Here is a 23846-nt window from a genome sequence, read left to right on the forward strand (position 1 = left end):
GCCACGGGGACTACGAGACGGCCTTCATCGAGGCGAGGATCTCCTCGATGACGACCGCGACCCCGTCCTCGTTGTTGGCGACGGTGCGCCCGGAGGCGGCGGCCACGACCTCGGGGTGGGCGTTGCCCATCGCGTACGAGCAGCCCGCCCAGGACAGCATCTCCACATCGTTGGGCATGTCCCCGAAGGCCACGACCTGGTCCGACGAGATTCCGCGCTCGGCGCAGCAGAGCGCGAGTGTGGACGCCTTGGAGACGCCCTTGCCGCTGATCTCCAGGAGGGCGGTGGGGCTGGAGCGGGTGAAGGAGGCGAGCTCCCCTGCGGCGGTCCTCGCCAGGGCGAGGAAACCGTCCGGGGTCAGCTCGGGATGCTGGGCCAGCAGTTTGAGCACGGGGGCGGCGGAGTCCGGACTTTCGGCGCCGAGCAGCTTCTCGGCGGTGGCGGTGGTGGCGCCGGGGTCGAGGTGGAAAGGCGGGTAGTCCGGCTCGTAGTGGATCCCGGTGCTCAGCTCGACCGCGAAGGTGGTGCCGGGGGCAGCGTCACGGAGCGTCCTGACCACGTCGAGCGCGGTCTTCCGCTCCAGCGGCCGTGCCTGGACCAGCTTGCCCGCGTGCAGATCGACGACCGCGGCGCCGTTGGCGCAGATCGCCAGGCCGTGACCATGGACATGGTCGCTGACCACACCCATCCACCGGGCCGGCCGGCCGGTGACGAAGAAGACCTCGATCCCCGCCTCCTCGGCGGCGGCGAGCGCGGCGACGGTGCGGTCCGAAACGGACTTGTCGTCCCGCAGCAGGGTGCCGTCGAGGTCGGTGGCGATCAGCCGGACAGCGGGGGGCAGCGGCAGGGGATCGTTAGCTGAGGTCACGCAGGCATTCTCCCGCACTCGCCGCACGTGCGTGCGGGAGGGTGCACATATGAGTAGGCACATCGGGACGCAGCGTGTTCGACCTGGCCATGGGCTCTCGGGCGGGTGTACGGGCATGTGCGGGGGCGACGTAGGCTCGGGTCCATGAGCCTGCGCCTGAGCACCGTGATCCTCCCCGTCGACCGCTGGCGTGAGGGGGCCCGCGGGAAGTGGCAGCGGGCGGAGGAGCTCGGTTTCCACGCCGCCTACACCTACGACCACCTGTCCTGGCGCAGCTTCCGGGACGGACCGTGGTTCGGCGCTCTGCCCACGCTCACCGCTGCCGCGACGGCCACCGACCGGCTGCGCCTGGGCACGCTCGTGACCTCGCCCAACTTCCGGCACCCGGTCACGCTCGCCAAGGAACTGATCTCCCTGGACGACATCTCGGACGGCCGGATCACTCTCGGCATCGGGGCGGGCGGCAACGGCTTCGACGCCACGGCGCTGGGGCAGGAGTCGTGGACGCCGAAGGAGCGGGCGGACCGGTTCGCCGAGTTCGTGCCGCTGCTCGACCGGCTGCTCACCGAGGACGCCGTCAGCGCGCAGGGCACCCACTACGCCGCCGTCGAGGCCCGCAACATCCCCGGCTGCGTCCAGCGCCCCCGGCTCCCCTTCGCCGTGGCGGCCACCGGCCCGCGCGGTTTGAAGCTGGCCGCCCGGTACGGGCAGGCGTGGGTGACGACGGGCGACCCGAAGCTGTACGAGGAGGGCACCCCGGAGCAGTCGGTGGCGGCGATCCGCGGCCAGGCGCAGAAGCTCGCCGAGGCCTGCGACGGCATCGGGCGGGACGTGGCCGAGCTCGACAGGATCCTGCTCACCGGCTTCACCCCGGACCGGGGCCGTCCCCTGGAGTCCCTGGACGCCTTCGTGGACTTCGCCGGGCGCCACCAGGAGCTGGGCTTCACCGAGATCGTGATCCACTGGCCCATTCCTGATTCGGACTTCGCCGCGGATCAGGCCGTCTTCGAGAAGATCGCCACCGAGGCAGCCGCCCAGCTCGGCTGAGCCGCGGGCCGCGGGCCGCGGGCCTCGCCGTGGCCGGTGGGCCTCGCCGTGGCCGGTGGGCCCGGCCAGCGCCGGTCAGCCGGGGAAGCGCAGGAATTCCGGTGGCACCGCATCCGCGAGCCAGACGCCGTTGGCGCTGACGTGGAACACATGACCGGCCCGGTGCATGGCGCCCGCGTCCACGCTGAGGACGACCGGGCGGCCACGGCGTGCGCCGACCCGGGTGGCGGTCTCGCGGTCGGGTGACAGGTGCACATGGTGGCGCGCCATGGGGCGCAGGCCCTCGGTGCGGATCGCGGTCAGATGGCGGGCCACGGTGCCGTGGTAGAGGTACGGGGGCGGTTCGGCGGCCGGTAGTTCCAGGTCGACCTGGACGGTGTGGCCCTGGCTGGCCCTGATCCGGTCGCCGTCGATCGTGTAGCGCCGCTTGTCGTTGACGGCGACGACATGGTCCAGCTCGTCCCGGGTGAAGGTGAAGCCGTGTGCGGCGGCTGCGCGGATCAGCTCGTCGATCGCGACCCAGCCGTTCGCGTCGAGGGTGATGCCGATCCGCTCGGGCTGGTGCCGCAGATGCTTCGCGAGGTACTTCGACACCTTCACGGTGCGTCTTTCGTCCATCTCGTCCATCCCGTCAGCGTGCCCGGGCAGTCGATCCGCCGCCATGGGATTTCATCCGGACGATAGCGATCCACATGTTTGTTCCACAGCCAAGTCCGTTATCCACAAGGGGAATTGACGTATCTGTGGACAACCCAGGCTGGGTTCATATTGTTTGATCAACATCGCCCGATGTGTGCCGTATTGGAGCCAATGCCTCCAATGTCCGAGTGTGCAGCTCGCGTTCGACCGCAGAGGCGATGAACACGGACGTGCTCTCCGTCCCAACGAGCCGCTCCACGGCATGAACTGTGGCGGCAGGAAGCATCACCGAGCGCGCCTCCTCTTCGCGCTCCGGCGAGCTGTCCGCCCTCAGGTGATGATCGAGCTCCCGGGTGGCGAACATGTGCATGGCCCGGGCGAGTTCGGCGTCCACGGTCTGTTGTGCCAGTGGTCTCAGCCGTCGCACCAATGCCGCCGCTTCGGCGGCATCCGCGTCTGTCGGCGGACGCTGGCCCAGACTGGGGGCGAAGACGTGTTCGGTCGTGAACTCCATGAAGCGGGACGCTATGTGTTCGATATGGCCGCGAAGTTCCCGCAGATGAACGGCGATCGCCGCAAGGGGCACACCCGCCGCGTGCAACTCGACGGCCACTGAAAGCTCCTGGGGACTCGGCACCAGAAACTCATCGTCCCTGTCGGGGATACGCTCCAGGACGCCGAGCTCCAGCGCCTCGGCGATGGCCGCATCGCCCGGTACCGCCGGGAACCTCTCGGCCAGTTGGGCGCGGGTGATGCGGTCGGCGACCTCGTCGGTCCACGGCCCCTGGACCTCGGCGACCAGCCCCAGCACTCCGCTGAGCCCTCGGCCCGTGTCCCATGCCTCCAGCAACTCCTTGATCGACGCCAGCGTGTAGCCCCGGTCGAGGAGCTCGGCTATCTGCCGCAGTCGGGCAAGATGTGCGTCTCCGTACACATTTGAGCGCCCGCGCCGCTCCGGCTTGGGCAGCAGCCCCCGGTCCTGGTAGGCGCGTATCGTCCGGACCGTGGCACCGCTGTGGTGCGCCAGGTCCTCGATGCGGTACTCGGCCCGGTAACCGGCCGACTGCTGCCCGGACATGCTCACAGCCGTGGCTCCCAGCGGGCCATCGCACGCAGCGTCCTGGGAGCGACGCGGGACAGGAAGCGGACCCCGCGGGCCTCCGGGGTCACCGGAACGACTGCCTCGTTCCGCACCACCGCGCGCAGCACCGCGTCCGCGACCTTCTCCGGGGGGTAGTTGCGCCGCTCGTACAGCCGTGACGACTTCTGCCGCCGGCGTCGCTGCTCCTCGTCCGACACCCCGGCAAAGCGCGTGGCGGCTGTGATGTTCGTGTTCACGATGCCCGGGCAGATCGCCGAGACTCCGATGTCCTGGCCCGCCAGCTCCGCGCGCAGGCACTCGCTGAGCATCAGCACACCGGCCTTGGACGTGGCATACGCGGACAGCGTCCGGGACGGCTGAAATGCTGCGGCCGAGGCGATGTTGACGATATGGCCGCCCTGGCCGCGCTCCACCATCTGCCTGCCGAAGATCCGGCAGCCGTGGATGACGCCCCACAGATTGACGTCCAGCATCCTGCGCCAGTCCTCGTCCGTGGTGTCGAAGAACGAGCCCGCGAGCCCGATCCCCGCGTTGTTGACCAGCACATCGACCATGCCGTAGTCGGCCGCGACCCTCCCGGCGAGCTTCTCCATCGCCTGCTCGTCACCGACGTCCGCCGACTCTCCCCAGGCCTCCGGGGAGCCGAGCCGCCGGGCCTTGGCGGCGGTCCTGCCGACTCCTGCGGCATCCACATCGACGGCGACGACCCTCGCCCCTGCCTCGGCGAAGGCCAGCGCGGTGGCTCGTCCGATCCCGCTCGCTGCGCCCGTCACCAGTACCAGCTGTCCACCGAAGCGCTCGGCGGATGTGCGGTGCCGCCGCTGCTTCGCCTGGGAGAGGGAACGGGTCCGGGTCGCTGTCGGAGGTGCGGCATCCGTGCCCGCTTCCCGGGCGTTGACGAAGTCCGTGATCCAGACGCCCAGTTGGTCCGGCCGGGTGCGGGGCACCCAGTGCTTCGCGGGCAGGGTGTGCCGCACCAGCCGGGGCACCCACTGCCCGAGGTCGTCGTAGAGCCGCTCGGACAGGTAGGCGTCCCCGGTCGGGGTGATCAGCTGCACCGGTACATGCGCGTACGCGTCCGAGCGGGGGCGGCGCAGCCGGGCGCGCACGTTGTCACGGTAGAGCCAGGCGCCGTGCGCGGCATCGGACGGCAGTGACGCCGTCGGGTAGTCCCCGCCGGGTACCTTCTCCATCCGCTGGAGGATCTTCGGCCACCGCCTGCCGAGCGGGCCGCGCCACGCCAGCTCGGGCAGCGCGGGTGTGTGCAGCGCGTACACGTACCAGGACTTTGCCCCCTGGCCGAGCACCTGGCCCACCCGGCGCGGAGTCGGCCGGGTGAGGCGCTGCTTGATCCAGTGCCCGAAGTGGTCGAGCGACGGTCCGGACATCGAGGTGAAGGAGGCGACCCGGCCCCTGGTCCGCTCGACCGTGACGAACTCCCAGCCCTGGACGGACCCCCAGTCGTGCCCGACCAGGTGCACCGGGCGGTCGGGGCTGACCGCGTCCGCGACCGCCAGGAAGTCGTCCGTCAGCTTCTCCAGGGTGAAGCCGCCGCGCAGCGGCAGCGGGGCCGTCGAGCGGCCGTGCCCCCGGACGTCGTACAGCACCACATGGAAGCTCGCGGCCAGCCGGGACGCGACCTCGGACCACACCTCCTTGCTGTCCGGATAGCCGTGCACCAGCACCACCGTCGGCCGGGTCTCGTCACCCAGCTCGGCGACGCACAGCTCGATCCCGCCCGTCCGTACCCGTCGTTCGCGCGCGCCCTCAAGACTCATGCTCACACCGCCCCTCGACGATCCGTCCCGCGTCGCATGCGCTGCGTGTCCGCGATGTGACAGTGATGAATGTGACAATGCCCGGCGGCTGCGTCAAGGGCAGTGCGCAAGCCTGTGGACAACCCCGGGGTGATACCCGGGCGACGTCCCTGGTCGCCCCCGGTCGTCTGCGTTCGTCTGCGTTCGTCTCCTCCTTCGGCGCTGGGGCCCCTACGGGTCCGTACGCCTCGAGTCTGATGCGGAACAACCGTCAGGGCTGACGCGGGCTGTGTGCTGCGCCACTACGGTCGAAGTGTGACTGTGATCGTGACCGAAAGCCTGAGCAAGCGGTTCCCCCGGGTGACCGCGCTTGACCGGCTCTCCCTGGACATCGGGCCCGGTGTGACCGGACTGGTGGGTGCCAACGGGGCCGGCAAGTCCACACTGATCAAGATCCTGCTGGGTCTGTCCCCCGCCACGGAAGGCCGCGCAGAGGTGCTCGGCCTGGACGTCGCCACCTCCGGCGCCGCCATCCGCGAGCGCGTGGGCTACATGCCCGAGCACGACTGCCTGCCGCCGGACGTCTCCGCCACGGAGTTCGTCGTCCATATGGCGCGCATGTCCGGACTCCCGCCGACCGCCGCCCGTGAGCGCACCGCCGACACCCTGCGCCATGTCGGCCTCTACGAGGAGCGCTACCGCCCGATCGGCGGCTATTCGACGGGCATGAAGCAGCGGGTCAAGCTGGCCCAGGCACTGGTGCACGATCCCCAGCTCGTGCTGCTCGACGAGCCGACCAACGGCCTCGACCCGGTCGGCCGTGACGAGATGCTCGGCCTGATCCGCCGTGTCTACACCGACTTCGGCATCTCCGTGCTGGTGACCTCCCATCTGCTGGGCGAGCTCGAGCGCACCTGCGACCACGTGGTGGTCGTGGACGGCGGCACCCTGCTGCGCTCCAGCTCCACCAGCGACTTCACCCAGTCCACGACCACCCTCGCGGTCGAGGTCACCGACAGCGACGCCCACCCCGACGGCGCGGCGGCGCTCCGCAAGGCCCTGACGGCCGCGGGCATCACCCTGCACGCCGGGGTCGAGGAGGGCCTGCCGGGCGCCGGCCACATCCTCCTGCTGGAAGCGACCGGCGAGGAGACCTACGACATCGTCCGCGACACCGTCGCCGCACTCGGCCTCGGACTCGTACGGATGGAACAGCGCCGCCACCACATCGCGGAGGTCTTCCGCCCGCAGGCAGTGGCCCAGCCCATGGAGGTCCCGGCGCGATGAGCACCCCGACACCCCGCACCGTGGACGACCGTCGCGACACGACACGCATCCACAACATCGGCTACCGCAACTACGGCGGCGCCCGGCTGGGCCGCGCCTACGCCCGCCGCTCGCTCTACTCGCAGTCGCTGCGCGGCGCGTACGGACTCGGCCGCAGCGCCAAGTCCAAAGTGCTGCCGATGATCCTCTTCGCGGTGATGTGCGTACCCGCGGCGATCATCGTCGCCGTAGCGGTCGCCACCAAGATGACGGATCTGCCGCTCGACTACACGCGCTACGCGATCACCATGCAGGCCGTGATCGGCCTCTTCCTGGCCGCGCAGGCGCCGCAGTCCGTCTCCCGCGACCTGCGGTTCAAGACGGTGCCGCTCTACTTCTCGCGGCCGATCGAGCGCGTGGACTACGTGCTCGCCAAGTACGGTGCCATGGCATCGGCGTTGTTCGTCCTCACCGGTGTGCCGCTGCTGATCCTCTACATCGGGTCGCTGCTCGCGAAGATGGACTTCGCCGACCAGACCAAGGGACTGGCCCAGGGCCTGGTGTCCGTGGCCCTGCTGTCGCTGCTGTTCGGCGGTCTGGGTCTCGTCATGGCGGCCCTCACACCCCGCCGCGGCTTCGGCGTCGCTGCCGTCATCGCCACCCTGACCCTCTCCTACGGTGCGGTGTCCACGGTCCAGGTCATCGCAGGCGAGACCGGATCCACCGACGCGGTGCAGTGGCTGGGGCTGTTCTCGCCCATCACGCTCATCGACGGAGTGCAGACCGCCTTCCTCGGCGCGACCACCGCCTTCCCCAGTGGCCAGGGGCCCGGCACCGGTGCCGGGGCGGTCTATCTGCTGGTCGTCCTCGCGCTGATCCTCGGTTCCTACGCCGTACTGATGCGCCGCTACCGAAAGGTCGGGCTGTGAGCGCCCACCCGTCACCCGCCACCACCCCTCTAAAGAATGGGCTGCGCCCATGAGTACTCTCTCCATCGACCACACCTCTCGCTGGTTCGGCAACGTCGTCGCCGTCAACGACGTGACCATGGAGATCGGTCCGGGAGTCACCGGACTCCTCGGCCCCAACGGCGCGGGCAAGTCCACGCTCATCAACATGATGGGTGGTTTCCTCGCCCCCTCCACGGGCACCGTCACCCTCGACGGGCAGCCGATCTGGCGCAATGAGACGGTCTACCGGCAGATCGGCGTCGTGCCCGAGCGCGAGGCCATGTACGACTTCCTCACCGGCCAGGAATTCGTCGTCGCCAACGCCGAGTTGCACGGACTCGGCGCCAAGGAGGCCCAGCAGGCGCTGGCGACGGTCGAGATGGAGTACGCGCAGGACCGCAAGATCGCGACCTACAGCAAGGGCATGCGCCAGCGGGTCAAGATGGCCTCCGCCCTGGTGCACCAGCCCAGCGTGCTGCTCCTCGACGAGCCGTTCAACGGCATGGACCCGCGCCAGCGGATGCAGCTGATGGACCTGCTGCGGCGGATGGGCGCCGAGGGCCGTACGGTCCTGTTCTCCTCGCACATCCTGGAGGAGGTGGAACAACTCGCCTCGCACATCGAGGTCATCGTGGCCGGACGGCACGCCGCGAGCGGCGACTTCCGCAAGATCCGGCGCCTGATGACGGACCGGCCGCACCGCTATCTGGTCCGCTCCAGCGACGACCGGGCGCTCGCCGCCGCGCTGATCGCCGACCCGTCGACGGCGGGCATCGAAGTGGACCTGCGCGAAGGCGCGTTGCGGATCCAGGCGATCGACTTCGGCAGGTTCACCGAACTCCTCCCGCGGGTCGCCCGCGAGCACTCCATCCGGCTGCTCACGGTCTCGCCGTCGGACGAGTCCCTCGAATCGGTCTTCTCGTACCTCGTAGCGGCCTGAAAGGAGCCATCGACATGTACAACCCCACCGTCGCCCGGCTCACCTACCGGGCCCTCCTCGGCCGCCGCCGAGCCGCGGTCCTCTTCGTACTGCCCGGACTGCTGCTGCTGATCGCCGTCATGGTCAGGGCATTCAACGGAGTGGATGACCAGATCGCCTCCGATGTGCTGGGCGGTTTCGCCATCGCCACGATGGTGCCGCTGATCGGTGTGATCGCCGGGACGGGCGCGATCGGGCCGGAGATCGACGACGGTTCGATCGTCTATCTGCTCGCCAAGCCCGTGAAACGCCCGACGATCATCACCACCAAGCTGATCGTGGCGATCGCCGTGACGATGGCCTTCTCCGCCGTCCCCACGCTGCTTGCGGGCCTCATCCTGAACGGAAACGGACAGCAGATCGCGACGGCGTACACAGTCGCGGCCCTGGTCGCCTCGATCGCGTACAGCGCGCTCTTCCTGCTTCTCGGCACGCTCAGCCGGCATGCCGTGGTGATCGGACTCGTCTACGCCCTGGTGTGGGAGACGCTGTTCGGCAGCCTGGTGTCGGGTGCGAAGACGCTCAGTGTCCAGCAGTGGTCACTGGCCCTCGCCGAGAAGATCGGCCCCGAGGGGATGATCGCCTCGGACGTGGGCATGCCCGTGGCCGTGTCGCTGCTGGTGGGCGTGACGCTGCTGGCGACGGTGTACGCGGGGCAGAAGCTGCGGACACTGACCCTGGCCGGAGACGAGTGACACGAGCGATATGCGTCGAGGCCCCCGGAATCTTCCGATTCCGGGGGGCCTCGGCGTAATTCGGTGGCGTCGAACTGTCCCGCACGGCAGAGTGGTTGAGGCATCGCACAGAAGTGCGATGCGGAACGTGACGACGCACCGAGACCGGGGAGGAGCGCGGCGATGACCGAGAGTACGAGTCCGCCAAGCTCCCTACAGGGCAGCGCGCGGCAGGCTTCGGAGTAATTCATCGGACTCCGTAGAGCCGCCCGCACACTGCCCGGGTGGCCGCTTCGAGCGCGCGAGAGCGCGGGCCGCCCTCCCGGAGGATTGGCCGAGTGGTAAGGCACCGGCTCGCGCTGGTTCCGGTCAGAAGCGAGCCGAGGTCGGGGTCATCCCCCGCGCGCGTTCGATCCGCGCATCCTCCGCAACACATTCACCCAGCCCACGGCCGAACTCAGCCGGCCAGCAGCTCCTCGATCACCACAGCGATGCCGTCATGGTCGTTCGACGCGGTGATCTCCCGTGCCACCGCCTTGAGTTCGTCATGGGCGTTGGCCATCGCCACACCATGCGCCGACCAGGCGAGCATCGGGATGTCATTGGGCATGTCCCCGAAAGCGATCGTCTGCGCGGCCTTCACACCCAGTCGGCGCGCGGCCAGCGAAAGCCCTGTCGCCTTGGTGAGCCCCAGGGGCAGCATCTCGACGATCCCCGCCCCCGCCAGCACCACATCGACCAGACCGCCCACCGTCTCACGGGCGATCCGCGTGAGCGTGTCGTCGTCGAGCGCCGGATGCTGGAGATAGAGCTTGGTGAGCGGCGCCGACCAGAGCTCGGCCAGATCGGTGGCGGCCACGACCGGAAGCTCATAGCCCTGGAACTCATAGCCGGGCCCCAGCACCACCTTGCCGTCCAGGCCGTCCCGGCTCACGGCGAGCGCGAGCGGCCCCACCTCCGCCTCGAGCTTGGCGACGGCGATCCCGGCGAGCTGCCGGTCCATGGTCACGGAAGTCAGCAGCCGGTGCTCACCCGCGTGGTAGACCTGGGCTCCCTGGCCGCAGACCGCAAGACCTTGGTAGCCCAGATCGTCCAGTATGTGCCGAGTCCAGGGCACGGCTCGGCCCGTGACGACGATATGCGCCGCGCCCGCCGCCGTGGCGGCGGCGAGCGCTTCGCGCGTACGCCCGGAAACCGTCCCGTCGGAGCGCAGCAGGGTCCCGTCGAGGTCCGTGGCTATCAGACGGTAGGGAAGAGGGCTGGAGCTCACTTGCCGACCGGCTCCAGGACCTCACGGCCGCCGAGGTAGGGCCGCAGCATCTCGGGCACCCGCACCGAACCGTCCGCGAGCTGGTGGTTCTCCAGGATCGCCACGATCGTGCGCGGCACGGCGCACAGCGTGCCGTTCAGCGTCGCGAGCGGCTTGACCTGCTTGCCGTCCCGCACACGCACCGACAGCCGACGGGCCTGGAAGCCGTCGCAGTTGGACGCGGAGGTCAGCTCGCGGTACTTGCCCTGAGTGGGGATCCACGCCTCGCAGTCGTACTTACGCGAGGCGGACGAGCCCAGATCGCCGGAGGCCACGTCGATCACCTGGAACGGCAGCTCCAGGGCGTTCAGCCACTGCTTCTCCCACTCCAGGAGCCGCTTGTGCTCGTTCTCGGCGTCGTCAGGGTCGACGTAGGTGAACATCTCGACCTTGTCGAACTGGTGGACGCGGAAGATGCCACGGGTGTCCTTGCCGTACGTGCCGGCCTCACGCCGGAAGCAGGGAGAGAAGCCCGCGTACCGCAGCGGCAGCTTGTCGGCGTCGATGATCTCGTCCATGTGGTACGCCGCGAGCGGGACCTCGGAGGTGCCCACCAGATAGAAGTCGTCCTTCTCCAGGTGGTACACGTTCTCCGCGGCCTGGCCGAGGAAACCGGTGCCCTCCATGGCACGCGGGCGGACCAGCGCCGGGGTCAGCATCGGGATGAAGCCGGCCTCGGTGGCCTGGGCGATCGCCGCGTTGACCAGCGCGAGCTCCAGCAGGGCGCCGACACCGGTCAGGTAGTAGAAGCGCGAGCCCGAGACCTTCGCACCGCGCTCGACGTCGATGGCGCCCAGCGCCTCGCCGAGCTCCAGGTGGTCCTTGGGCTCGAAGCCCTCGGCGGCGAAGTCGCGGATCGTGCCGTGCGTCTCCAGGACGACGAAGTCCTCCTCGCCGCCGACCGGCACGTCCGGGTGGACCAGATTGCCGAGCTGGAGAGCCAGCCGACGGGTCTCCTCGTCGGCCTCGTTCTGCTCCGCCTCCGCGGCCTTGACGTCGGTCTTCAGCTGCTCGGCCTTCTTCAGCAGCTCCGCGCGCTCGTCGGGCGATGCCTTGGGGATGAGCTTGCCGAGCGACTTCTGTTCGGAGCGGAGTTCGTCGAAGCGGATGCCGGACGACCTGCGCCGCTCATCGGCTGAGAGCAGGGCGTCGACGATGCCGACGTCCTCTCCACGGGCACGCTGGGAGGCGCGAACACGGTCGGGGTCCTCACGGAGCAGGCGAAGGTCAATCACCCCACCAGGCTACCGGTGTGGACTACCGCCTCCCCACCCAGTTGTTATCGCATGCGTGTCACTTTTGCCCTAATTGCCAGAGATGATTGAAAATGCCGGATATGAGGAAACCGCCGGTGAATCCGGAACGGCATCGGTCGATGAACGGCATTCCGGACTTCGTAAGGGTGCGGGCCGGGCTGCGTGCTTGACTCCCCCGAGGCTCGGAGGCGGCGGGACGGGGGTATGGAGCTCCGGTTGTCCACAGGGTGGGGTGCTCTGGCTGAGTTATCCACAGGGTGCCCCCGGTGTCTGTGGATTATGGAGGAGATCGTTCCGGAGTGAGTCTCCGTCGGGTTCAAGGGTCATCAAGTTTGAGGCGAAGCTTCTTTCAAACCTGTTTCATGCACTCTTTCGAGTGGGAATTCCTGGATCTCTTGAGATGATCAAGGGGCTTGATGCGGCGAGGTCGCCGGGATGCGCTGTGGATGCATGTGAGGCGACAAGAGCGATTTGTCGACTATGGCGATCGGCTCATATCGACTTGTCCCCAGGTCGGGAGGCCCCCTGTGGATAACTCTGTCCGGGGTCACGGACAGTAGGAAGAGCAAGGGCCGGGGGAGCACCGCAACCAGCCGGCGACGGCACAGCGGGGCACCCGGGACCCGTCCAAAGGAAACTCTGGGTTACGGGAAAGAGGGCGGCCCCACCTGATTACGGGAAGGCCTACGCGCGGCCGTCCTGGCAGCGTGCCAGCCATTCCGCGGCATCGACGAACTCCGCGTCCGACGGCCCCGGGCGAAGCGTCTCTCCCCGGGGGACCGGTGGCGACACACCGGCCTGCGGGTACGACCCGAGAAACCGCACCTTCGGGCAGATCCGCTTCAGCCCCATCAGCGCCTCGCCGACCCTGCGGTCCGAGATGTGGCCCTCGGCATCGATCGAGAAGCAGTAGTTCCCGATGCCCGCGCCCGTCGGCCGTGACTGCAGCAGCATCAGGTTCACCCCGCGGACCGCGAACTGCTGGAGCAGCTCGAGCAGGGCACCCGGGTGGTCGTCGCGCTGCCAGATGACCACCGAGGTCTTGTCGGCCCCGGTCGGTGCGGCCGGCCTCGCGGGCCGTCCGACCAGTACGAAGCGGGTCTCCGCGTTCTCGGCGTCGTGGATCTCGGTGACCAGCGGCTCGAGCCCGTACGTGGCCGCCGCGAACTCCCCCGCGAAGGCGGCGTCGAAACGCCCCTCCTGCACCAGCCGTGCACCGTCCGCGTTGGACGCTGCCGACTCCCACAGGGCATCGGGGAGATGGGCCCGCAGCCAGTTCCGCACCTGCGGCTGGGCGACCGGATGTCCGGTCACCGTCTTCACGTCGGACAGCTTGGTGCCGGGCCGCACCAGCAGCGCGAACGTGATCGGCAACAGCACCTCGCGGTAGATCATCAGCGGTTCGCCCGACACCAGCTCGTCGAGGGTCGCGGTGACCCCGCCTTCCACCGAGTTCTCGATCGGCACGAACGCGGCAGCGGCCTCCCCGCTGCGTACGGCGTCGAGCGCGGCCGGTACGGACACCATCGGGACGAGCTCCCGGGTCGCTGCCTCGGGGAGGGTGCGCAGGGCCGCCTCGGTGAAGGTGCCCTCGGGACCGAGATAGGTGTAGCGCGTGGCGGACATACCCGTCACCCTAGTGCGCTCGCACGCTCCGCCGCGTCCGTGATCACGCCTCGAGAAGCCGCTGCCCCACGTACTCGCCCTCCTTCGGCCCGCCCGGCACGGCGAACAGCCCGCTCGCCTCGTGCCGGATGAACGGGGACAGCGCGTCGCCGCGGTCCAGCTTGCGCTGCACCGGGACGAAGCCCTTCAGAGGGTCCGCCTGCCAGCAGACGAACAGCAGCCCGGCGTCGGGGGTCCCGTCGGCGGCGATGCCGTCGTGGAAGGAGAAGGGGCGTCTCAGCATGGCCGCGCCGCCGTTCTGCTCGGGGGCGGAGATCCTGGCGTGGGCGTTGTCGGGGATGATCAGCTTCCCGTCGGGGCCCGTCTTGTCGAGTGCGAGTTCGGTGGTCTCACCGCCGCCCGTCAGGGGGGCGCCGTCCGCCTTGCGCCGGCCGATCACCCGCTCCTGTGCCGTCGGGGACAGCCGCTCCCAGTCGTCGAGGAGCATCCGGATCCTGCGGACCACCGCGTACGAACCGCCCGCCATCCACGCGGGCGTGCCCTCGGCCGGTACGAAGATCCGCTGGTTGAAGTCCTGGTCCGTCGGCTTCGGGTTACGGGTGCCGTCGACCTGGCCCATCAGATTGCGGGCCGTCATGGGCTGCGCGGTGGCGCCGGGCGAGCGGTTGAAGCCGTTCATCTGCCAGCGTGGCCTCGCCGCCTCGCCCGCGTCCTTCTGGATCGCCCGCAGGGCGTGGAAGGCGACCAGCGCGTCATCGGCGCCGATCTGCACCCACAGGTCCCCGTCCGAGCGCCGGGTGTCGAGCCGGTCGGATGAGAAGGGCGGCAGCGGGTCCAGCTCGGCCGGGCGCTGCGCGGTCAGACCGGTGCGGTCGAAGAAGCTGCGGCCGAAGCCGAACGTGATCGTGAGCGAGGAGGGGCCCGCGTCCAGGGCGACGCCCGTGTCGCCCTCGCCCGTGGGTTTTCCCGCCATCAGCAGGGCCGTCGTCGTGGACCAGCGGCGCATCAGCGCGGCGGCTTCCTTGCGTCCCGCGCCCGGGGCGAGGTCGAAGGCGATGAGATGGCCGCGGGAAGAGAGGGGGGTGGTGATGCCCGCCTGGGGCCCGAAGGAGCCGGTGGCGTGGAAACGTACGGACGCGGAGCCGACCGCGGCCAGCGGGGTCGGCGCCTCACCGGCCGCGGCGGCATGGGTCGCGGCGCCGGCGACGCCCCCGAGCGCGAGGCCTGCGGCCCCGGCCGCGCCCGCCGTGCCGAGCAGCCGCCGCCGCGAGATGCCGCTGGGGCTGTTTGCGGTGTCCTGGGTGGTGCCGTCGTTCATGACCCTCGTCAGCCGATCTTCACGTTCTTCTCGACGGACGTCTGGTCGATGTCGGACGTCCGCACGGTGAGCAGGATCTGCCACTCGCCCGGCAGCGGGATCTGGATGTTGTCGGCACCCCACCGGCCGGGCGCGGCACGGTCGAGGCGGGCCGGGAGGGGCCCGATCGCCTGGTCCTTGAGCGTGAAGGAGACCTTCACTTCGGGAACGTCCAGAGGGCGCCCATCAGGGCCGTTCACCTGGATCCGCAGCCCGTTGGCGCCGGAGCGGCCGGGGGTGACGTTCATGTGGACCGTGCCCTTGCCGTTCTCGCCGCCTGTATCGAAGTTCAGGGTGAAGTCGACCGGCTTGCTGGGGGCTGTCTCGGCTGACGACTGGGAGCCGTTGGCCTTTGCCGCGCTCTCTGCCGTGCGCCCCGGTTCGGTGGACGTCAGTACGGTCGTGACGGCGAGGAGGACGACGGCGACGCCCGCCTCGGCCAGCACCGAGCGCCGCAGTCCGGTGCGCGAGGGGTCCGCGTCCCTGAGCCGCTTGCGCCGGGCGGTCGCCAGTGCGACCTGCTGGCGGGAGAGTTGGGCGGCCCGCTCGGGGGCGACTGTCTCCGGCTCCGGCTCGTCCCCGGTCCTGGGCTCGGTCCTGGCCTCGCTCTCGTGCTTTTTCTCGCCCTCGCCCTCGCCCTCGCCCTCGCCCTCGCTCTCGCCCTGCCTGTCCTCCTTGTCCCCCTCGCGCTCCTCGTCCTCGGGCGTGCTGCTTTCCGCGAGCCGCGTCGTCCAGCGGCGGGAGATCGCCGCGACCCCCACGAGCACGGCCACCAAGCCCACCTTGATCAGCAGCAGTTGTCCGTACGAGGTCCCGGTCAGGGCAGACCAGGAGCCGACCTGGCGCCAGGACTGGTACAACCCCGTCAGCGTCAGGACGATCACCGAGACGAAGGCGAGCCGTGAGAAGCGGAGCACCGCGCCACGGTCCAGCGATGGGGTCCGGTACAGGGCCACCACCACCGCCACCAGGCCGCCGAGCCAGGCGGCGACGGCCAGCATGTGGAGCACGTCCACCGGCATCGCGATGCCCGGCTGGAGGCCGGTCGAGGCGTGCTCGGAGAGCGCCCAGCTGCCCGCGATCCCGGCCGCGACGACCGTGCCGCCGATGCCGAGCCCGAAGGCGAGGTCGCTCTCACCCTTGTCCGTTCGGCCCGGCTGCTCGGCCTGGTCCGTTTCTGTGCCGCGCCTCGCGTACGCCCCGAACAGCACGGCCAGGAACAGTGCCGCCGCTCCGAGCAGCAGCAGCCGGGAAACCAGCGCCGCCCCGGTCTTGGTCTCCAGGACCGCCTTGAGACCGCTCAGATCGAGCGCGTCGGCCAGCTCTCCCGATCCGGTGTAGGGGTTGCGCAGCAGCAGCATGGCCAGCGTCGCCGCGACGAGCGTCACCCAGCCCCGCACGATCAGCCGCTGCAACGGCCGTTCGCCCGCGCCCTTCCGCCAGCAGGCGAGGATGAACGCCGCGCCGCCCGCGAGCACGATGAAGCCCCCGTAGGCCACGTACCGCGCGATCCCGTAGAGCGTCCCGACGAGCCCGCCCCCCGCTTGCTGCTTCGGCAGAGTGACCGCGGTCTGCGAGGGGGCGCCGATGGAGAAGGTGAAGGCGCCCGCGACCGGATGGCTGTCTGCCGACACCGCCTGCCAGGCCACGGTGTAGGTGCCCTTCGCCAGGCTGCCGGGCTGAAGGGAGACGCCGTACTGGACGACGGCCCCGCTGGACAGATCGCGCAACTGGGCGGTGTCGACCCGCTTGCTCTTGGGGTCGAGCACCCGGATCGAGTCGTTCCCCATGGCGACCTGCTCGGAGAAGGTGAGCGTGACGTCCCTGGGCGCGGTGGCGAGCACCGCCCCGTCCTTCGGGTTGCTCCCGGTCAGCGCGGCATGGGCGCTCGCCGGCGTGGCGCCCGCGAGCAGGGTGCCGAGCAGGGCGGCGGTGACGAGCAGCAGCCGGACCAGGGGGGTGCCCAGGGTCCCGAAGCGCGGGGCGGTGGCCGTCATGGTGTGTTCCCTCGGTGCATCAGTTGCGTCAGTGCGTCAGTGGTGCTTCGGGTTGTACGTGGCTTCCTTGACCGGAAGCTCAACCTTGACCTGGCCGGACTTCTCGAAGTGCAGCTCCACGGACACGTTGTCGCCTGCCTTCAGCTGTCGCTTGAGACCCATGAACATCATGTGACTCGCGCCGCGTTCGAGGTTCAGCTCGCCGTTCGCGGGGACGTCGAAGGACGTCACCCGCTGCATCTTCTGGTCCTTGGTCTCGTGGATGGTCACCTCGTCGGCTATCTCGCTGGTGACCGAGGTGAGCTTGTCCCCCTCACCACCGCTGTTGGCGACGGTGAGGAACCCGGAGGCCATGTCCCCGACGGGCTGGGGCATGAACGCCCCGCTGACCTTTATGTCAGGACCGCCCGACCCGGAGCCGGACGAGCACCCCGTCAGCGCCACGCCGCTCGTCGTGACGGCGATGGCCGCGGTGAGGGCGGCAGCGCTGCGGCGGTTCACGGCTGCTCCCCCTTGATGAGTTTCGGCAGGTCCTTGGCGTAGTCGTCGGCGCTGGTGTCCTCCCCGTACAGGACGTAGCCCTGGTCGGTCTTCGGGGAGAAGGCGATCACCTGCGCTCCGTGCATGGAGACGACGGAGCCGTCCTTCTCCTTCTTCGGCGGGTCGATACCGATGCCGAGCTGCCGTGCCCCCGCCTGGATGGTGGGGAAGTCACCGGTCAGGCCGACGAACGAGGCGTCGCCGGCCGACGGCAGCCACTTGGCGAGCTCGGCCGAGGTGTCCCGTTCGGGATCGGTGGTGACGAAGACGACCTGGAGCTTGTCCTGGTCGGCCTTGGGCAGCTTCTTCTTGGCGATGGCGATGTTGCTCATCGTCAGCGGACACACATCCGGGCAGTGGGTGTAGCCGAAGTAGACGAGCGTCGGCTTGCCCTTGGTCTGCGCGCGGAAGTCGTAGGTCCTGCCCTTGGTGTCCTTCAGGACGAGGTCGGGCTTCGCGAAGGGGCGGTCGAGCACCGTCGCCGCCTTGGTCTTCGGCTGGGCGGAGACATCGCCGAAGCCGTTGCCTCCGGCCGGTGCCGGGTCGTCGGTGGGGCCGCAGGCCGAGAGTGCCAGGGCGGCGGCCACCGCCAGGGCGACGGCCGTCAGCTTCTTCGTGTGTGTGGTGTGCGTGGTGTGCATGGAGGAATGTCCCAGTGGTGACGTGACGGGTGCCGGTACTCGGGTCAGGAGGCGCGGCGGCGGCCGGCCAGCACGCCGAACGCGACCCCCGCGACGCCGACCGCGATGCCCACGACGGCCAGGACACGGGCGGTGGTGTCGCTGCCCGCCGAGTCGGCAGCCGCCTCGGAGGTGTCATCACCGTGCCCGGCGTCATGCCCGGTCTTGGCGTTCTTGTCGTCGCTCGCGGCGCCACCACCGTGGTGGTCACCCGTCGCGGCGGACAGGGTGAGCACCGGCGCGGGGTTCTCCGGCTCGGCCGCGCCTTCCTTCGGCTCCTCGATCCAGCGCACGACCTCCTTGTTGTCGTACGTCTGGAGGGCCTTGAAGACCAGCGATTCGGTGTCCTCGGGCAGCTGGCCGAGCGAGACCGGGAACTGCTGGAAGCGCCCGGGCTCGATCTTGCCGCCGTCGGCGGTCCAGGTGATCTTGGTGACGGCCTCGGTGATCTGCTTGCCGTGCACGGAGAGCGGCTTGGCGAGCTTGCTCTTGGTCGTCTCGACCTTCCAGCCGGGTACGGCCTGCGGCATCACGGAGGACAGCGGGTGCTCGGTGGGGAGGGTGACCTCGAGCTTCACCGTGGAGGCGTTGTCGCGCTCGTTGGGGACCTTGAAGTTGACCGTGGCGTAGCCGCCCTTGGCCGCCTCGCCCTGCGGCTGCACGCTGACGTGGGCGAAGGCGGGGACGGAGAGCAGCAGCACGGAGGAGGCGGCGATACCGGCGGCGACGGTGAGACGAGACAGGGCGTTCATGGTGAAGGACACTCCACGGAGCAGAAGCTGAAAGGTGATCGGTCCGTACGCGGGTACGCGCGGACGCTGCGGCACCACTCCTGTCGAGTGGTCCGCGTCAGGCTGCGAGTACGAGCACGCAGGCGGCCGGTGGACCGCGCCTGATCACCGTGTGGTGGAGTGCCCCGGCCGCCGGTGGCGGGGGCGCGTCGGGAACGACGGGCAGGGCGCGCGAGGCCCGTCCGGGCGCCCCGGACAGCCCGGCGAGCAGCGCCCGTACGAACACGAGGGCTACGCGCAGGGCCCGTGCCCGTGTCTCCTCGACGAAATCGGCGACGCCGCGCGCCGACAGCCGGGCCAGCCGGAACAGCGCGATCTCACCGCGGCGCAGCAGCCAGCCCACCGTGAGGGCGGCCAGCAGATGACCGAGCACCATCGGGAGGCTGGGCAGCAGCCCGGTGGCCTCCGCGGGGGCGAGGGCCGGATGTTGATGGGCCGCGTGGGCCGCCCCGGCGGCGGATTGGGCGGAGTAGGCGGAGTGGAGACTCGCCGGGTCGATCCCTGCGCGGGTCACGATCCGGTGGGCGTCGGCGGGACTCAGAGCGGTGGCTCCGGATCCGCACAGCAGCTTCGCCGCCGTCCTGATCAGGGCGTCGTCCGCGGTCGGCGCCAGGGTGAGCTGGCGCTGGCCGAGACCGAAGAGGGTGTGCAGGGCGAGTTGCCCGCCGGTCAGCGCGGTGGCGATGACCGGCATCGACCGCTCACGCCCGGCGAGCGGTGTGACCACGGCGAAGACGCCGAGGAAGCCGGCCACCAGCGTCCACCATGGGACCGCCGCGCAGGACGCCATGACGTGCCCGAGTGCGGACAGCACGACGCAGACCGCGGCGAACACCGCGGCCCTCAACAGCCGCAGACCGGCTCCGGCGTGTGCGATCGAGGGCTCGACCGACGGTTGGGCAGACATGGCCGGGTCATCATCCCACTGTGTCCCCGGCAGCCGGGCGGCAGGTCCGGAAGGTCGCTTTGCGGCTGCTTCACGCGCCCCTCGTGATGGTGCCAGCTCGGTGTTCACGCGCCCCAGGTGCTTCCGCGCCCCCTCGTACACCGGCGCACTTCACCACCGCGTCGGCCGAACGAGGGGGAATGCCGACTCTCGGCCGACGAGGCGCTTACGAACGGCGCTGTGCGGCAATACGTATCGGTATGTCGAGCCGCGGCCAGGAGGCTGGAGCATGAGCATCTGGTGGTCCCTCCACTTGCGGCGCGAGGCTGCGAGCGTTCCGCTCGCCCGTCGGCTCCTCCTCGGCACGATGGAGACCGCGGGCGTCGACCCGGACATCTCCTACGACCTCTCGGTCGCGCTGAGCGAGGCCTGCGCCAACGCCGTCGAGCACGGCGGCGACACACGGACCGGTGTGCCCTCGGCGGCGTACCGGGTGACGGCGTATCTCGACGGGGAGAAGTGCCTGATCGAGGTGGCGGACTCGGGCCCGGGCTTTCCCGACGGCCGCGCGACGGCCCCGTACGCGCCTCTCTCCAATGCAGCATCGCTGTCCGCCGAGCACGGGCGGGGGTTGTGTCTGATCGAGCAGCTCGCCGACCACGTCCACTTCGGGAACAGGCCGGGGTGTGGCGCGGTGGTGAGCTTCGACAAGATCCTCAAATGGCGGGAGGACGCCCTGCTCAGGGTGACCTGAGCGGACGTCCTCCGGAGCCGGCGGGCCTCGGGCCGGGCATCAGCCCGTCGGCCCTCAGCCCTTGAGCTGCGCCATCCACGCCTCGACCTCGTCGGCGTCCCGGGGCAGCGCCGCCGACAGGTTCCGATTGCCGTCCTCGGTGACGAGGATGTCGTCCTCGATCCGGACGCCGATGCCGCGGTACTCGGCCGGCACGGTCAGATCGTCGGCCTGGAAGTACAGCCCCGGCTCCACGGTCAGGCACATGCCCGGCTCCAGGGTGGCTTCCACATAGGCCTCGGTCCGCGCGGCGGCGCAGTCGTGCACGTCCATGCCGAGCATGTGACCGGTGCCGTGCAGGGTCCAGCGGCGCTGGAGGCCGAGCTCCAGCACCTTCTCCACGTCCAGGTCGCCGAGCAGCCCCCACTCCACCAGTCGGGTGGCGAGCACACGCTGGGCGGCGTCGTGGAAGTCGCGGAAGGCGGCGCCGGGGCGCACCGCGGCGATTCCGGCCTCCTGAGCCTCGTGGACGGCGTCGTAGATCTTGCGCTGGAGCGGGGTGAAGCGGCCGTTGATCGGCAGCGTGCGGGTGACATCGGCGGTGTAGAGCTCGGTGGTCTCGACGCCCGCGTCGAGCAGGAGCAGCTCACCGGGCCGGACCGCACCGTCGTTGCGCACCCAGTGCAGGGTGGTGGCGTGCGGTCCCGCGGCGCAGATCGAGCCGTAGCCGATGTCGTTGCCCTCGACGCGGGCGCGCAGGAAGAACGTTCCCTCGATGTAGCGCTCGCTGGTGGCCTCGGCCCGGTCCAGGACCCGGACGACGTCCTCGAAGCCGCGGGCGGTGGAGTCGCAGGCCTTCTGGAGCTCGGCGATCTCGAACTCGTCCTTGATCAGCCGCGCCTCGGAGACGAAGACCCGCAGCTCCTCGTCGCGCTCCGCGGTGACCTTGTCGGTCAGGGCCGCCTGGATGGCGGCGTCATGGCCCCGGACGGCGCGGACCGGCCCGGTGGCCTCGCGCAGCTGCTCGGGCAGCTTGCGTACGTCCTTCGCCGGGATGCCCAGGAGCTGCTCGGCCTCGGCCAGCGAGTGGCGGCGGCCGACCCACAGCTCGCCCTGGCCGTCCAGCCAGAACTCGCCGTTCTCACGGTCGGAGCGGGGCAGCAGGTAGATGGTCGCCTCATGACCGCCCGAGCCGTCCGTGCCCTTCGCGCCGGCCACCGGCTCCATGACCAGGACGCCGTCCTCGCTCTGGTCACCGGTGAGATACGCGTACTCGGTGGAGGCACGGAAGGCGTACTCGGTGTCGTTGGAGCGGGTCCGAAGGTTTCCCGCGGGGATGACGAGGCGCTCGCCGGGGAAGCGGGCGGACAGCGCGGCACGGCGGCGGGCGGTGTGCTCAGCCTGCGCGATCGGCTCCAGGCCGTGCAGTTCCGTGTCGGCCCAGCCGGACTTCATGTTCTCGGCGAGCTCGTCCGAGACTCCCGGGTACAGCCCGTTCTTCCGCTGCTTGATCGGCTCTTCGCCCGACTCCTCCGGGGTCTCCGGGGTGAGCTCCTCTGCCACGGGTAGGCCTCCTTTGGTCCCTATGGGTTACGACATCGAACCCTCACCCATCGTACGGTCGTGCGGAAGGGCGCCCCTCCATGAGCCCGGGCACGGCTCGACGGCCGACAGCGCCGCTCACGCGAACCAGGCCGCCAGCATCACCACGTCATCCGCGTCACCAGGCCCGTCGGCGTCCCCGGACCCGTCGGTGTCGACCCCCGGCAGCACCGTCCGCAGCACATGGGCGACGACAGCGGCCGGGTCGTCCCGCAGGGCTCTGGGCACACCCGCCGCCGCCGCGTGCAGCCGGGCGAAGGCCCGGTCCATGGAGTCCCCGGTGCGTCTGAGCAGCCCGTCGGAATAGAGAAGCACCGTTTCTCCGGGAGCCGGGGAGAACTCCACGCTCGGCGCCTCCCAGCAGGCCAGCATGCCCAGGGGTGCCGACAGCGAGGTCTCCACGAACTCGGTGCGCCTGGTGCCGGTGATCAGCGGCGGGGTGTGCCCGGCACCGGCCAGGACGACCTTGCGTAGCGCGGGCTCGCAGTAGGCGAACAGCGCGGTCGCGGAACGGGCCGGTTCCGTCAGCCGCAGGAGCAGCTCCAGGTCGGACAGCACGGCGACGGGGTCCTCGCCCTCCATCACCGCGTACGCACGCAGGCTCGCCCGTAGCCGTCCCATCGCGGCCAGGGCGCTCGGGCCCGACCCGGAGACCGCGCCGACGGCGAGCCCCAGCGCCCCTTCGGGCAGCGGCAGCGCGTCGTACCACTCGCCACCCCCGCGGGGGCCGCTCAGCTGGCGGGCGGCCAGTCGTACTCCCGGCACCCGGGGCAGCCGGCTGGGCAGCAGCTCCTCCGTGATGGTGGCCAGCCGCCGTCGTGCCCGGTCCAGTTCGAGGAGCCGGGCCAGGTGCTCGGTGGCATAGCGCCCGTAGAGGCCGACGAGATGGCGCTGCCGCTCGAGCGGTTCCGCGGGTTCGTCGTAGAACCAGACGGCGACGCCCAGTTTCCCCGCCTCCTTGGTGGCCAGCGGCAGGGCGTAACTCGCCGCGTAGCCGAGGCGCGCGGCGACCTCGCGCAGCCGGGGGTCCAGGCCCTCGTCGCGGAAGAGGTCGGCCTGGGCGACCGCGCCGGGAATCGTGGCCGGGGCCCCGTCGAGGATGCGGCCGTGAGGGGTGGCGCTGCGCGGGACGGTCTCGATGTGGCCGAGGTCGGCATGAGCGAGGCCCAGACCGGTGGTGATGGCGGGGCCGCGGCCCTCGGGGGGTTCGAGCACGACCATGCCCCGGCGGGCGCCGACCAGGGCGGCGCCCGCGCGCAGGAGTTCATGGAGGGCGTCGTCCAGAGTCGCGGTCCTGGCGAGGCGCTCGGTGAGTTCGTGGAGTGTGGTGAGGTCGGAGACCCAGCTCGCGAGCCGGTCCTGGATCAGAGCGCCGGGCCCGATGGCCGGGACGGGGCCCGGGTCACCGGCGGCGAGGGCTGCCGCAGTGTGCGCGGAACCGGGAGCAGCTGAATTGATTCCAGCCACTTTCGGCAGGTGAGGGGTGCTCATGGCTGCCGGCCTTCCGGCTGGTGTGTTTCGGCCAATAGCATCGCAAACCCCCATGTCGCGCTGCTCCGCTATCAATGCATCCACATCTACACGTACTCGCAAGGGGATGTCCAGCATTGTCCTTGCGGAATCGCCGGTGTCAACGGGGTGTTCGAGGGGTTGTCGATTGGGTGGGACTGCGGAAAACTTGTCCAAAAAGTGCCCCCGGAGGCCGTCTTTTGCGGTCGACTGAGGGCGTTCGAGAGGCCAAACCTCCCGGAGCGGACACCGAGGGCCGTGCTCCAGGAGGAGCGTCT

21 protein-coding genes and 1 tRNA gene are annotated in these 23846 nt (G+C 70.1%); 7 read left to right on the plus strand and 15 right to left on the minus strand.

Going from position 1 to position 23846, the window contains the following annotated elements; genetic code table 11:
• Nucleotides 1–10 precede the first annotated feature (10 nt).
• Entirely contained in the window at nucleotides 11–868 is an 858-nt protein-coding gene (locus ACFV6V_RS04155; protein WP_385558772.1) for a Cof-type HAD-IIB family hydrolase, read from the minus strand.
• Between the two features lie 144 nt (nucleotides 869–1012).
• Here ACFV6V_RS04155 and ACFV6V_RS04160 point away from each other — a divergent pair, with 144 nt between their 5' ends.
• Entirely contained in the window at nucleotides 1013–1915 is a 903-nt protein-coding gene (locus ACFV6V_RS04160) for an LLM class flavin-dependent oxidoreductase (RefSeq protein ID WP_385558775.1), read from the plus strand.
• Nucleotides 1916–1990: 75 nt separating this feature from the next.
• Here ACFV6V_RS04160 and ACFV6V_RS04165 read toward each other — a convergent pair whose 3' ends face one another.
• The 3 genes from ACFV6V_RS04165 to ACFV6V_RS04175 form a co-directional block, all read right to left on the minus strand.
• The gene (locus ACFV6V_RS04165) at nucleotides 1991–2533 is read right to left on the minus strand and encodes an RNA 2'-phosphotransferase (protein ID WP_385558894.1); all 543 of its coding nucleotides are present in this window, start codon (nucleotides 2531–2533) and stop codon (nucleotides 1991–1993) included.
• 145 nt (nucleotides 2534–2678) lie between these two features.
• Nucleotides 2679–3632, minus strand: a complete 954-nt coding sequence (locus tag ACFV6V_RS04170) for a MerR family transcriptional regulator (protein ID WP_385558897.1) — start codon at nucleotides 3630–3632, stop codon at nucleotides 2679–2681.
• Between the two features lie 2 nt (nucleotides 3633–3634).
• Nucleotides 3635–5434, minus strand: a complete 1800-nt coding sequence (locus ACFV6V_RS04175) for an SDR family oxidoreductase (protein ID WP_385558778.1) — start codon at nucleotides 5432–5434, stop codon at nucleotides 3635–3637.
• A 300-nt stretch (nucleotides 5435–5734) separates the two neighbouring features.
• On the opposite strand from ACFV6V_RS04175, the gene ACFV6V_RS04180 reads away from it, so the two are divergent.
• The 5 genes from ACFV6V_RS04180 to ACFV6V_RS04200 all read left to right on the plus strand — a co-directional run bounded on the left by ACFV6V_RS04180 (nucleotide 5735) and on the right by ACFV6V_RS04200 (nucleotide 9710).
• Nucleotides 5735–6700, plus strand: a complete 966-nt coding sequence (locus ACFV6V_RS04180; protein WP_385558900.1) for an ABC transporter ATP-binding protein — start codon at nucleotides 5735–5737, stop codon at nucleotides 6698–6700.
• Complete coding sequence (locus tag ACFV6V_RS04185; RefSeq protein ID WP_385558781.1) at nucleotides 6697–7608, plus strand: ABC transporter permease; 912 nt, start codon at nucleotides 6697–6699, stop codon at nucleotides 7606–7608. Before ACFV6V_RS04180 ends, ACFV6V_RS04185 begins: the two co-directional genes overlap by 4 nt.
• 49 nt (nucleotides 7609–7657) lie before the next feature.
• Entirely contained in the window at nucleotides 7658–8569 is a 912-nt protein-coding gene (locus ACFV6V_RS04190; RefSeq protein ID WP_385558782.1) for an ABC transporter ATP-binding protein, read from the plus strand.
• A gap of 14 nt (nucleotides 8570–8583) precedes the next feature.
• Nucleotides 8584–9303 (plus strand): ABC transporter permease subunit, encoded by a 720-nt coding sequence (locus ACFV6V_RS04195; RefSeq protein ID WP_385558784.1) that lies wholly within the window; start codon nucleotides 8584–8586, stop codon nucleotides 9301–9303.
• A 303-nt stretch (nucleotides 9304–9606) separates the two neighbouring features.
• Nucleotides 9607–9710, plus strand: a tRNA-OTHER gene (locus ACFV6V_RS04200).
• A 29-nt stretch (nucleotides 9711–9739) separates the two neighbouring features.
• On the opposite strand, the gene ACFV6V_RS04205 is transcribed toward ACFV6V_RS04200, so the two are convergent.
• From ACFV6V_RS04205 to ACFV6V_RS04245, 9 genes are all read right to left on the minus strand, one after another.
• Nucleotides 9740–10552, minus strand: a complete 813-nt coding sequence (locus ACFV6V_RS04205) for a Cof-type HAD-IIB family hydrolase (RefSeq protein WP_385558786.1) — start codon at nucleotides 10550–10552, stop codon at nucleotides 9740–9742.
• The gene (gene serS / locus ACFV6V_RS04210) at nucleotides 10549–11826 is read right to left on the minus strand and encodes a serine--tRNA ligase (protein ID WP_385558789.1); all 1278 of its coding nucleotides are present in this window, start codon (nucleotides 11824–11826) and stop codon (nucleotides 10549–10551) included. The genes ACFV6V_RS04205 and serS overlap by 4 nt, the downstream gene beginning before the upstream one ends.
• A gap of 705 nt (nucleotides 11827–12531) precedes the next feature.
• Complete coding sequence (gene pheA / locus ACFV6V_RS04215; RefSeq protein ID WP_385558791.1) at nucleotides 12532–13473, minus strand: prephenate dehydratase; 942 nt, start codon at nucleotides 13471–13473, stop codon at nucleotides 12532–12534.
• A 43-nt stretch (nucleotides 13474–13516) separates the two neighbouring features.
• Nucleotides 13517–14791 carry an iron uptake transporter deferrochelatase/peroxidase subunit gene (efeB, locus tag ACFV6V_RS04220; protein WP_385558794.1) on the minus strand — a complete coding sequence of 425 codons (1275 nt, stop codon included), beginning with the start codon at nucleotides 14789–14791 and terminating at the stop codon, nucleotides 13517–13519.
• An 8-nt stretch (nucleotides 14792–14799) separates the two neighbouring features.
• The gene (locus ACFV6V_RS04225; RefSeq protein ID WP_385558797.1) at nucleotides 14800–16827 is read right to left on the minus strand and encodes a copper resistance protein CopC; all 2028 of its coding nucleotides are present in this window, start codon (nucleotides 16825–16827) and stop codon (nucleotides 14800–14802) included.
• 36 nt (nucleotides 16828–16863) lie between these two features.
• A complete protein-coding gene (locus ACFV6V_RS04230) occupies nucleotides 16864–17328 on the minus strand; it encodes a copper chaperone PCu(A)C (RefSeq protein ID WP_385558799.1) in 465 nt (154 codons plus the stop codon).
• Nucleotides 17325–18008: an SCO family protein gene (locus tag ACFV6V_RS04235; protein ID WP_385558802.1), complete on the minus strand. Its 684-nt coding sequence runs from the start codon at nucleotides 18006–18008 to the stop codon at nucleotides 17325–17327. The genes ACFV6V_RS04230 and ACFV6V_RS04235 overlap by 4 nt, the downstream gene beginning before the upstream one ends.
• A 44-nt stretch (nucleotides 18009–18052) precedes the next feature.
• Complete coding sequence (locus ACFV6V_RS04240; protein ID WP_385558804.1) at nucleotides 18053–18799, minus strand: DUF1775 domain-containing protein; 747 nt, start codon at nucleotides 18797–18799, stop codon at nucleotides 18053–18055.
• A gap of 97 nt (nucleotides 18800–18896) precedes the next feature.
• A complete protein-coding gene (locus ACFV6V_RS04245) occupies nucleotides 18897–19745 on the minus strand; it encodes a hypothetical protein (protein WP_385558806.1) in 849 nt (282 codons plus the stop codon).
• A 268-nt stretch (nucleotides 19746–20013) separates the two neighbouring features.
• On the opposite strand from ACFV6V_RS04245, the gene ACFV6V_RS04250 reads away from it, so the two are divergent.
• Entirely contained in the window at nucleotides 20014–20478 is a 465-nt protein-coding gene (locus ACFV6V_RS04250; protein ID WP_385558808.1) for an ATP-binding protein, read from the plus strand.
• Between the two features lie 54 nt (nucleotides 20479–20532).
• Here ACFV6V_RS04250 and ACFV6V_RS04255 read toward each other — a convergent pair whose 3' ends face one another.
• The gene (locus ACFV6V_RS04255) at nucleotides 20533–22020 is read right to left on the minus strand and encodes an aminopeptidase P family protein (protein WP_385558811.1); all 1488 of its coding nucleotides are present in this window, start codon (nucleotides 22018–22020) and stop codon (nucleotides 20533–20535) included.
• Between the two features lie 117 nt (nucleotides 22021–22137).
• Nucleotides 22138–23667: a PP2C family protein-serine/threonine phosphatase gene (locus tag ACFV6V_RS04260; protein ID WP_385558814.1), complete on the minus strand. Its 1530-nt coding sequence runs from the start codon at nucleotides 23665–23667 to the stop codon at nucleotides 22138–22140.
• Nucleotides 23668–23846 lie beyond the last annotated feature (179 nt).

It is taken from the genome of Streptomyces sp. NPDC059828, from assembly GCF_042731955.1.
Taxonomy (GTDB): domain Bacteria; phylum Actinomycetota; class Actinomycetes; order Streptomycetales; family Streptomycetaceae; genus Streptomyces.

Coding starts and splice junctions, on each gene's coding strand:
- ACFV6V_RS04160 (WP_385558775.1), top strand. CDS start 1,013: ATGAGCCTGCGCCTGAGCACCGTGATCCTCCCCGTCGACCGCTGGCGT.
- ACFV6V_RS04165 (WP_385558894.1), bottom strand. CDS start 2,533: ATGGACGAAAGACGCACCGTGAAGGTGTCGAAGTACCTCGCGAAGCAT.
- ACFV6V_RS04170 (WP_385558897.1), bottom strand. CDS start 3,632: ATGTCCGGGCAGCAGTCGGCCGGTTACCGGGCCGAGTACCGCATCGAG.
- ACFV6V_RS04175 (WP_385558778.1), bottom strand. CDS start 5,434: ATGAGTCTTGAGGGCGCGCGCGAACGACGGGTACGGACGGGCGGGATC.
- ACFV6V_RS04185 (WP_385558781.1), top strand. CDS start 6,697: ATGAGCACCCCGACACCCCGCACCGTGGACGACCGTCGCGACACGACA.
- ACFV6V_RS04190 (WP_385558782.1), top strand. CDS start 7,658: ATGAGTACTCTCTCCATCGACCACACCTCTCGCTGGTTCGGCAACGTC.
- ACFV6V_RS04195 (WP_385558784.1), top strand. CDS start 8,584: ATGTACAACCCCACCGTCGCCCGGCTCACCTACCGGGCCCTCCTCGGC.
- pheA (WP_385558791.1), bottom strand. CDS start 13,473: ATGTCCGCCACGCGCTACACCTATCTCGGTCCCGAGGGCACCTTCACC.
- efeB (WP_385558794.1), bottom strand. CDS start 14,791: ATGAACGACGGCACCACCCAGGACACCGCAAACAGCCCCAGCGGCATC.
- ACFV6V_RS04225 (WP_385558797.1), bottom strand. CDS start 16,827: ATGACGGCCACCGCCCCGCGCTTCGGGACCCTGGGCACCCCCCTGGTC.
- ACFV6V_RS04235 (WP_385558802.1), bottom strand. CDS start 18,008: ATGCACACCACGCACACCACACACACGAAGAAGCTGACGGCCGTCGCC.
- ACFV6V_RS04240 (WP_385558804.1), bottom strand. CDS start 18,799: ATGAACGCCCTGTCTCGTCTCACCGTCGCCGCCGGTATCGCCGCCTCC.
- ACFV6V_RS04245 (WP_385558806.1), bottom strand. CDS start 19,745: ATGTCTGCCCAACCGTCGGTCGAGCCCTCGATCGCACACGCCGGAGCC.
- ACFV6V_RS04250 (WP_385558808.1), top strand. CDS start 20,014: ATGAGCATCTGGTGGTCCCTCCACTTGCGGCGCGAGGCTGCGAGCGTT.
- ACFV6V_RS04260 (WP_385558814.1), bottom strand. CDS start 23,667: ATGCTGGACATCCCCTTGCGAGTACGTGTAGATGTGGATGCATTGATA.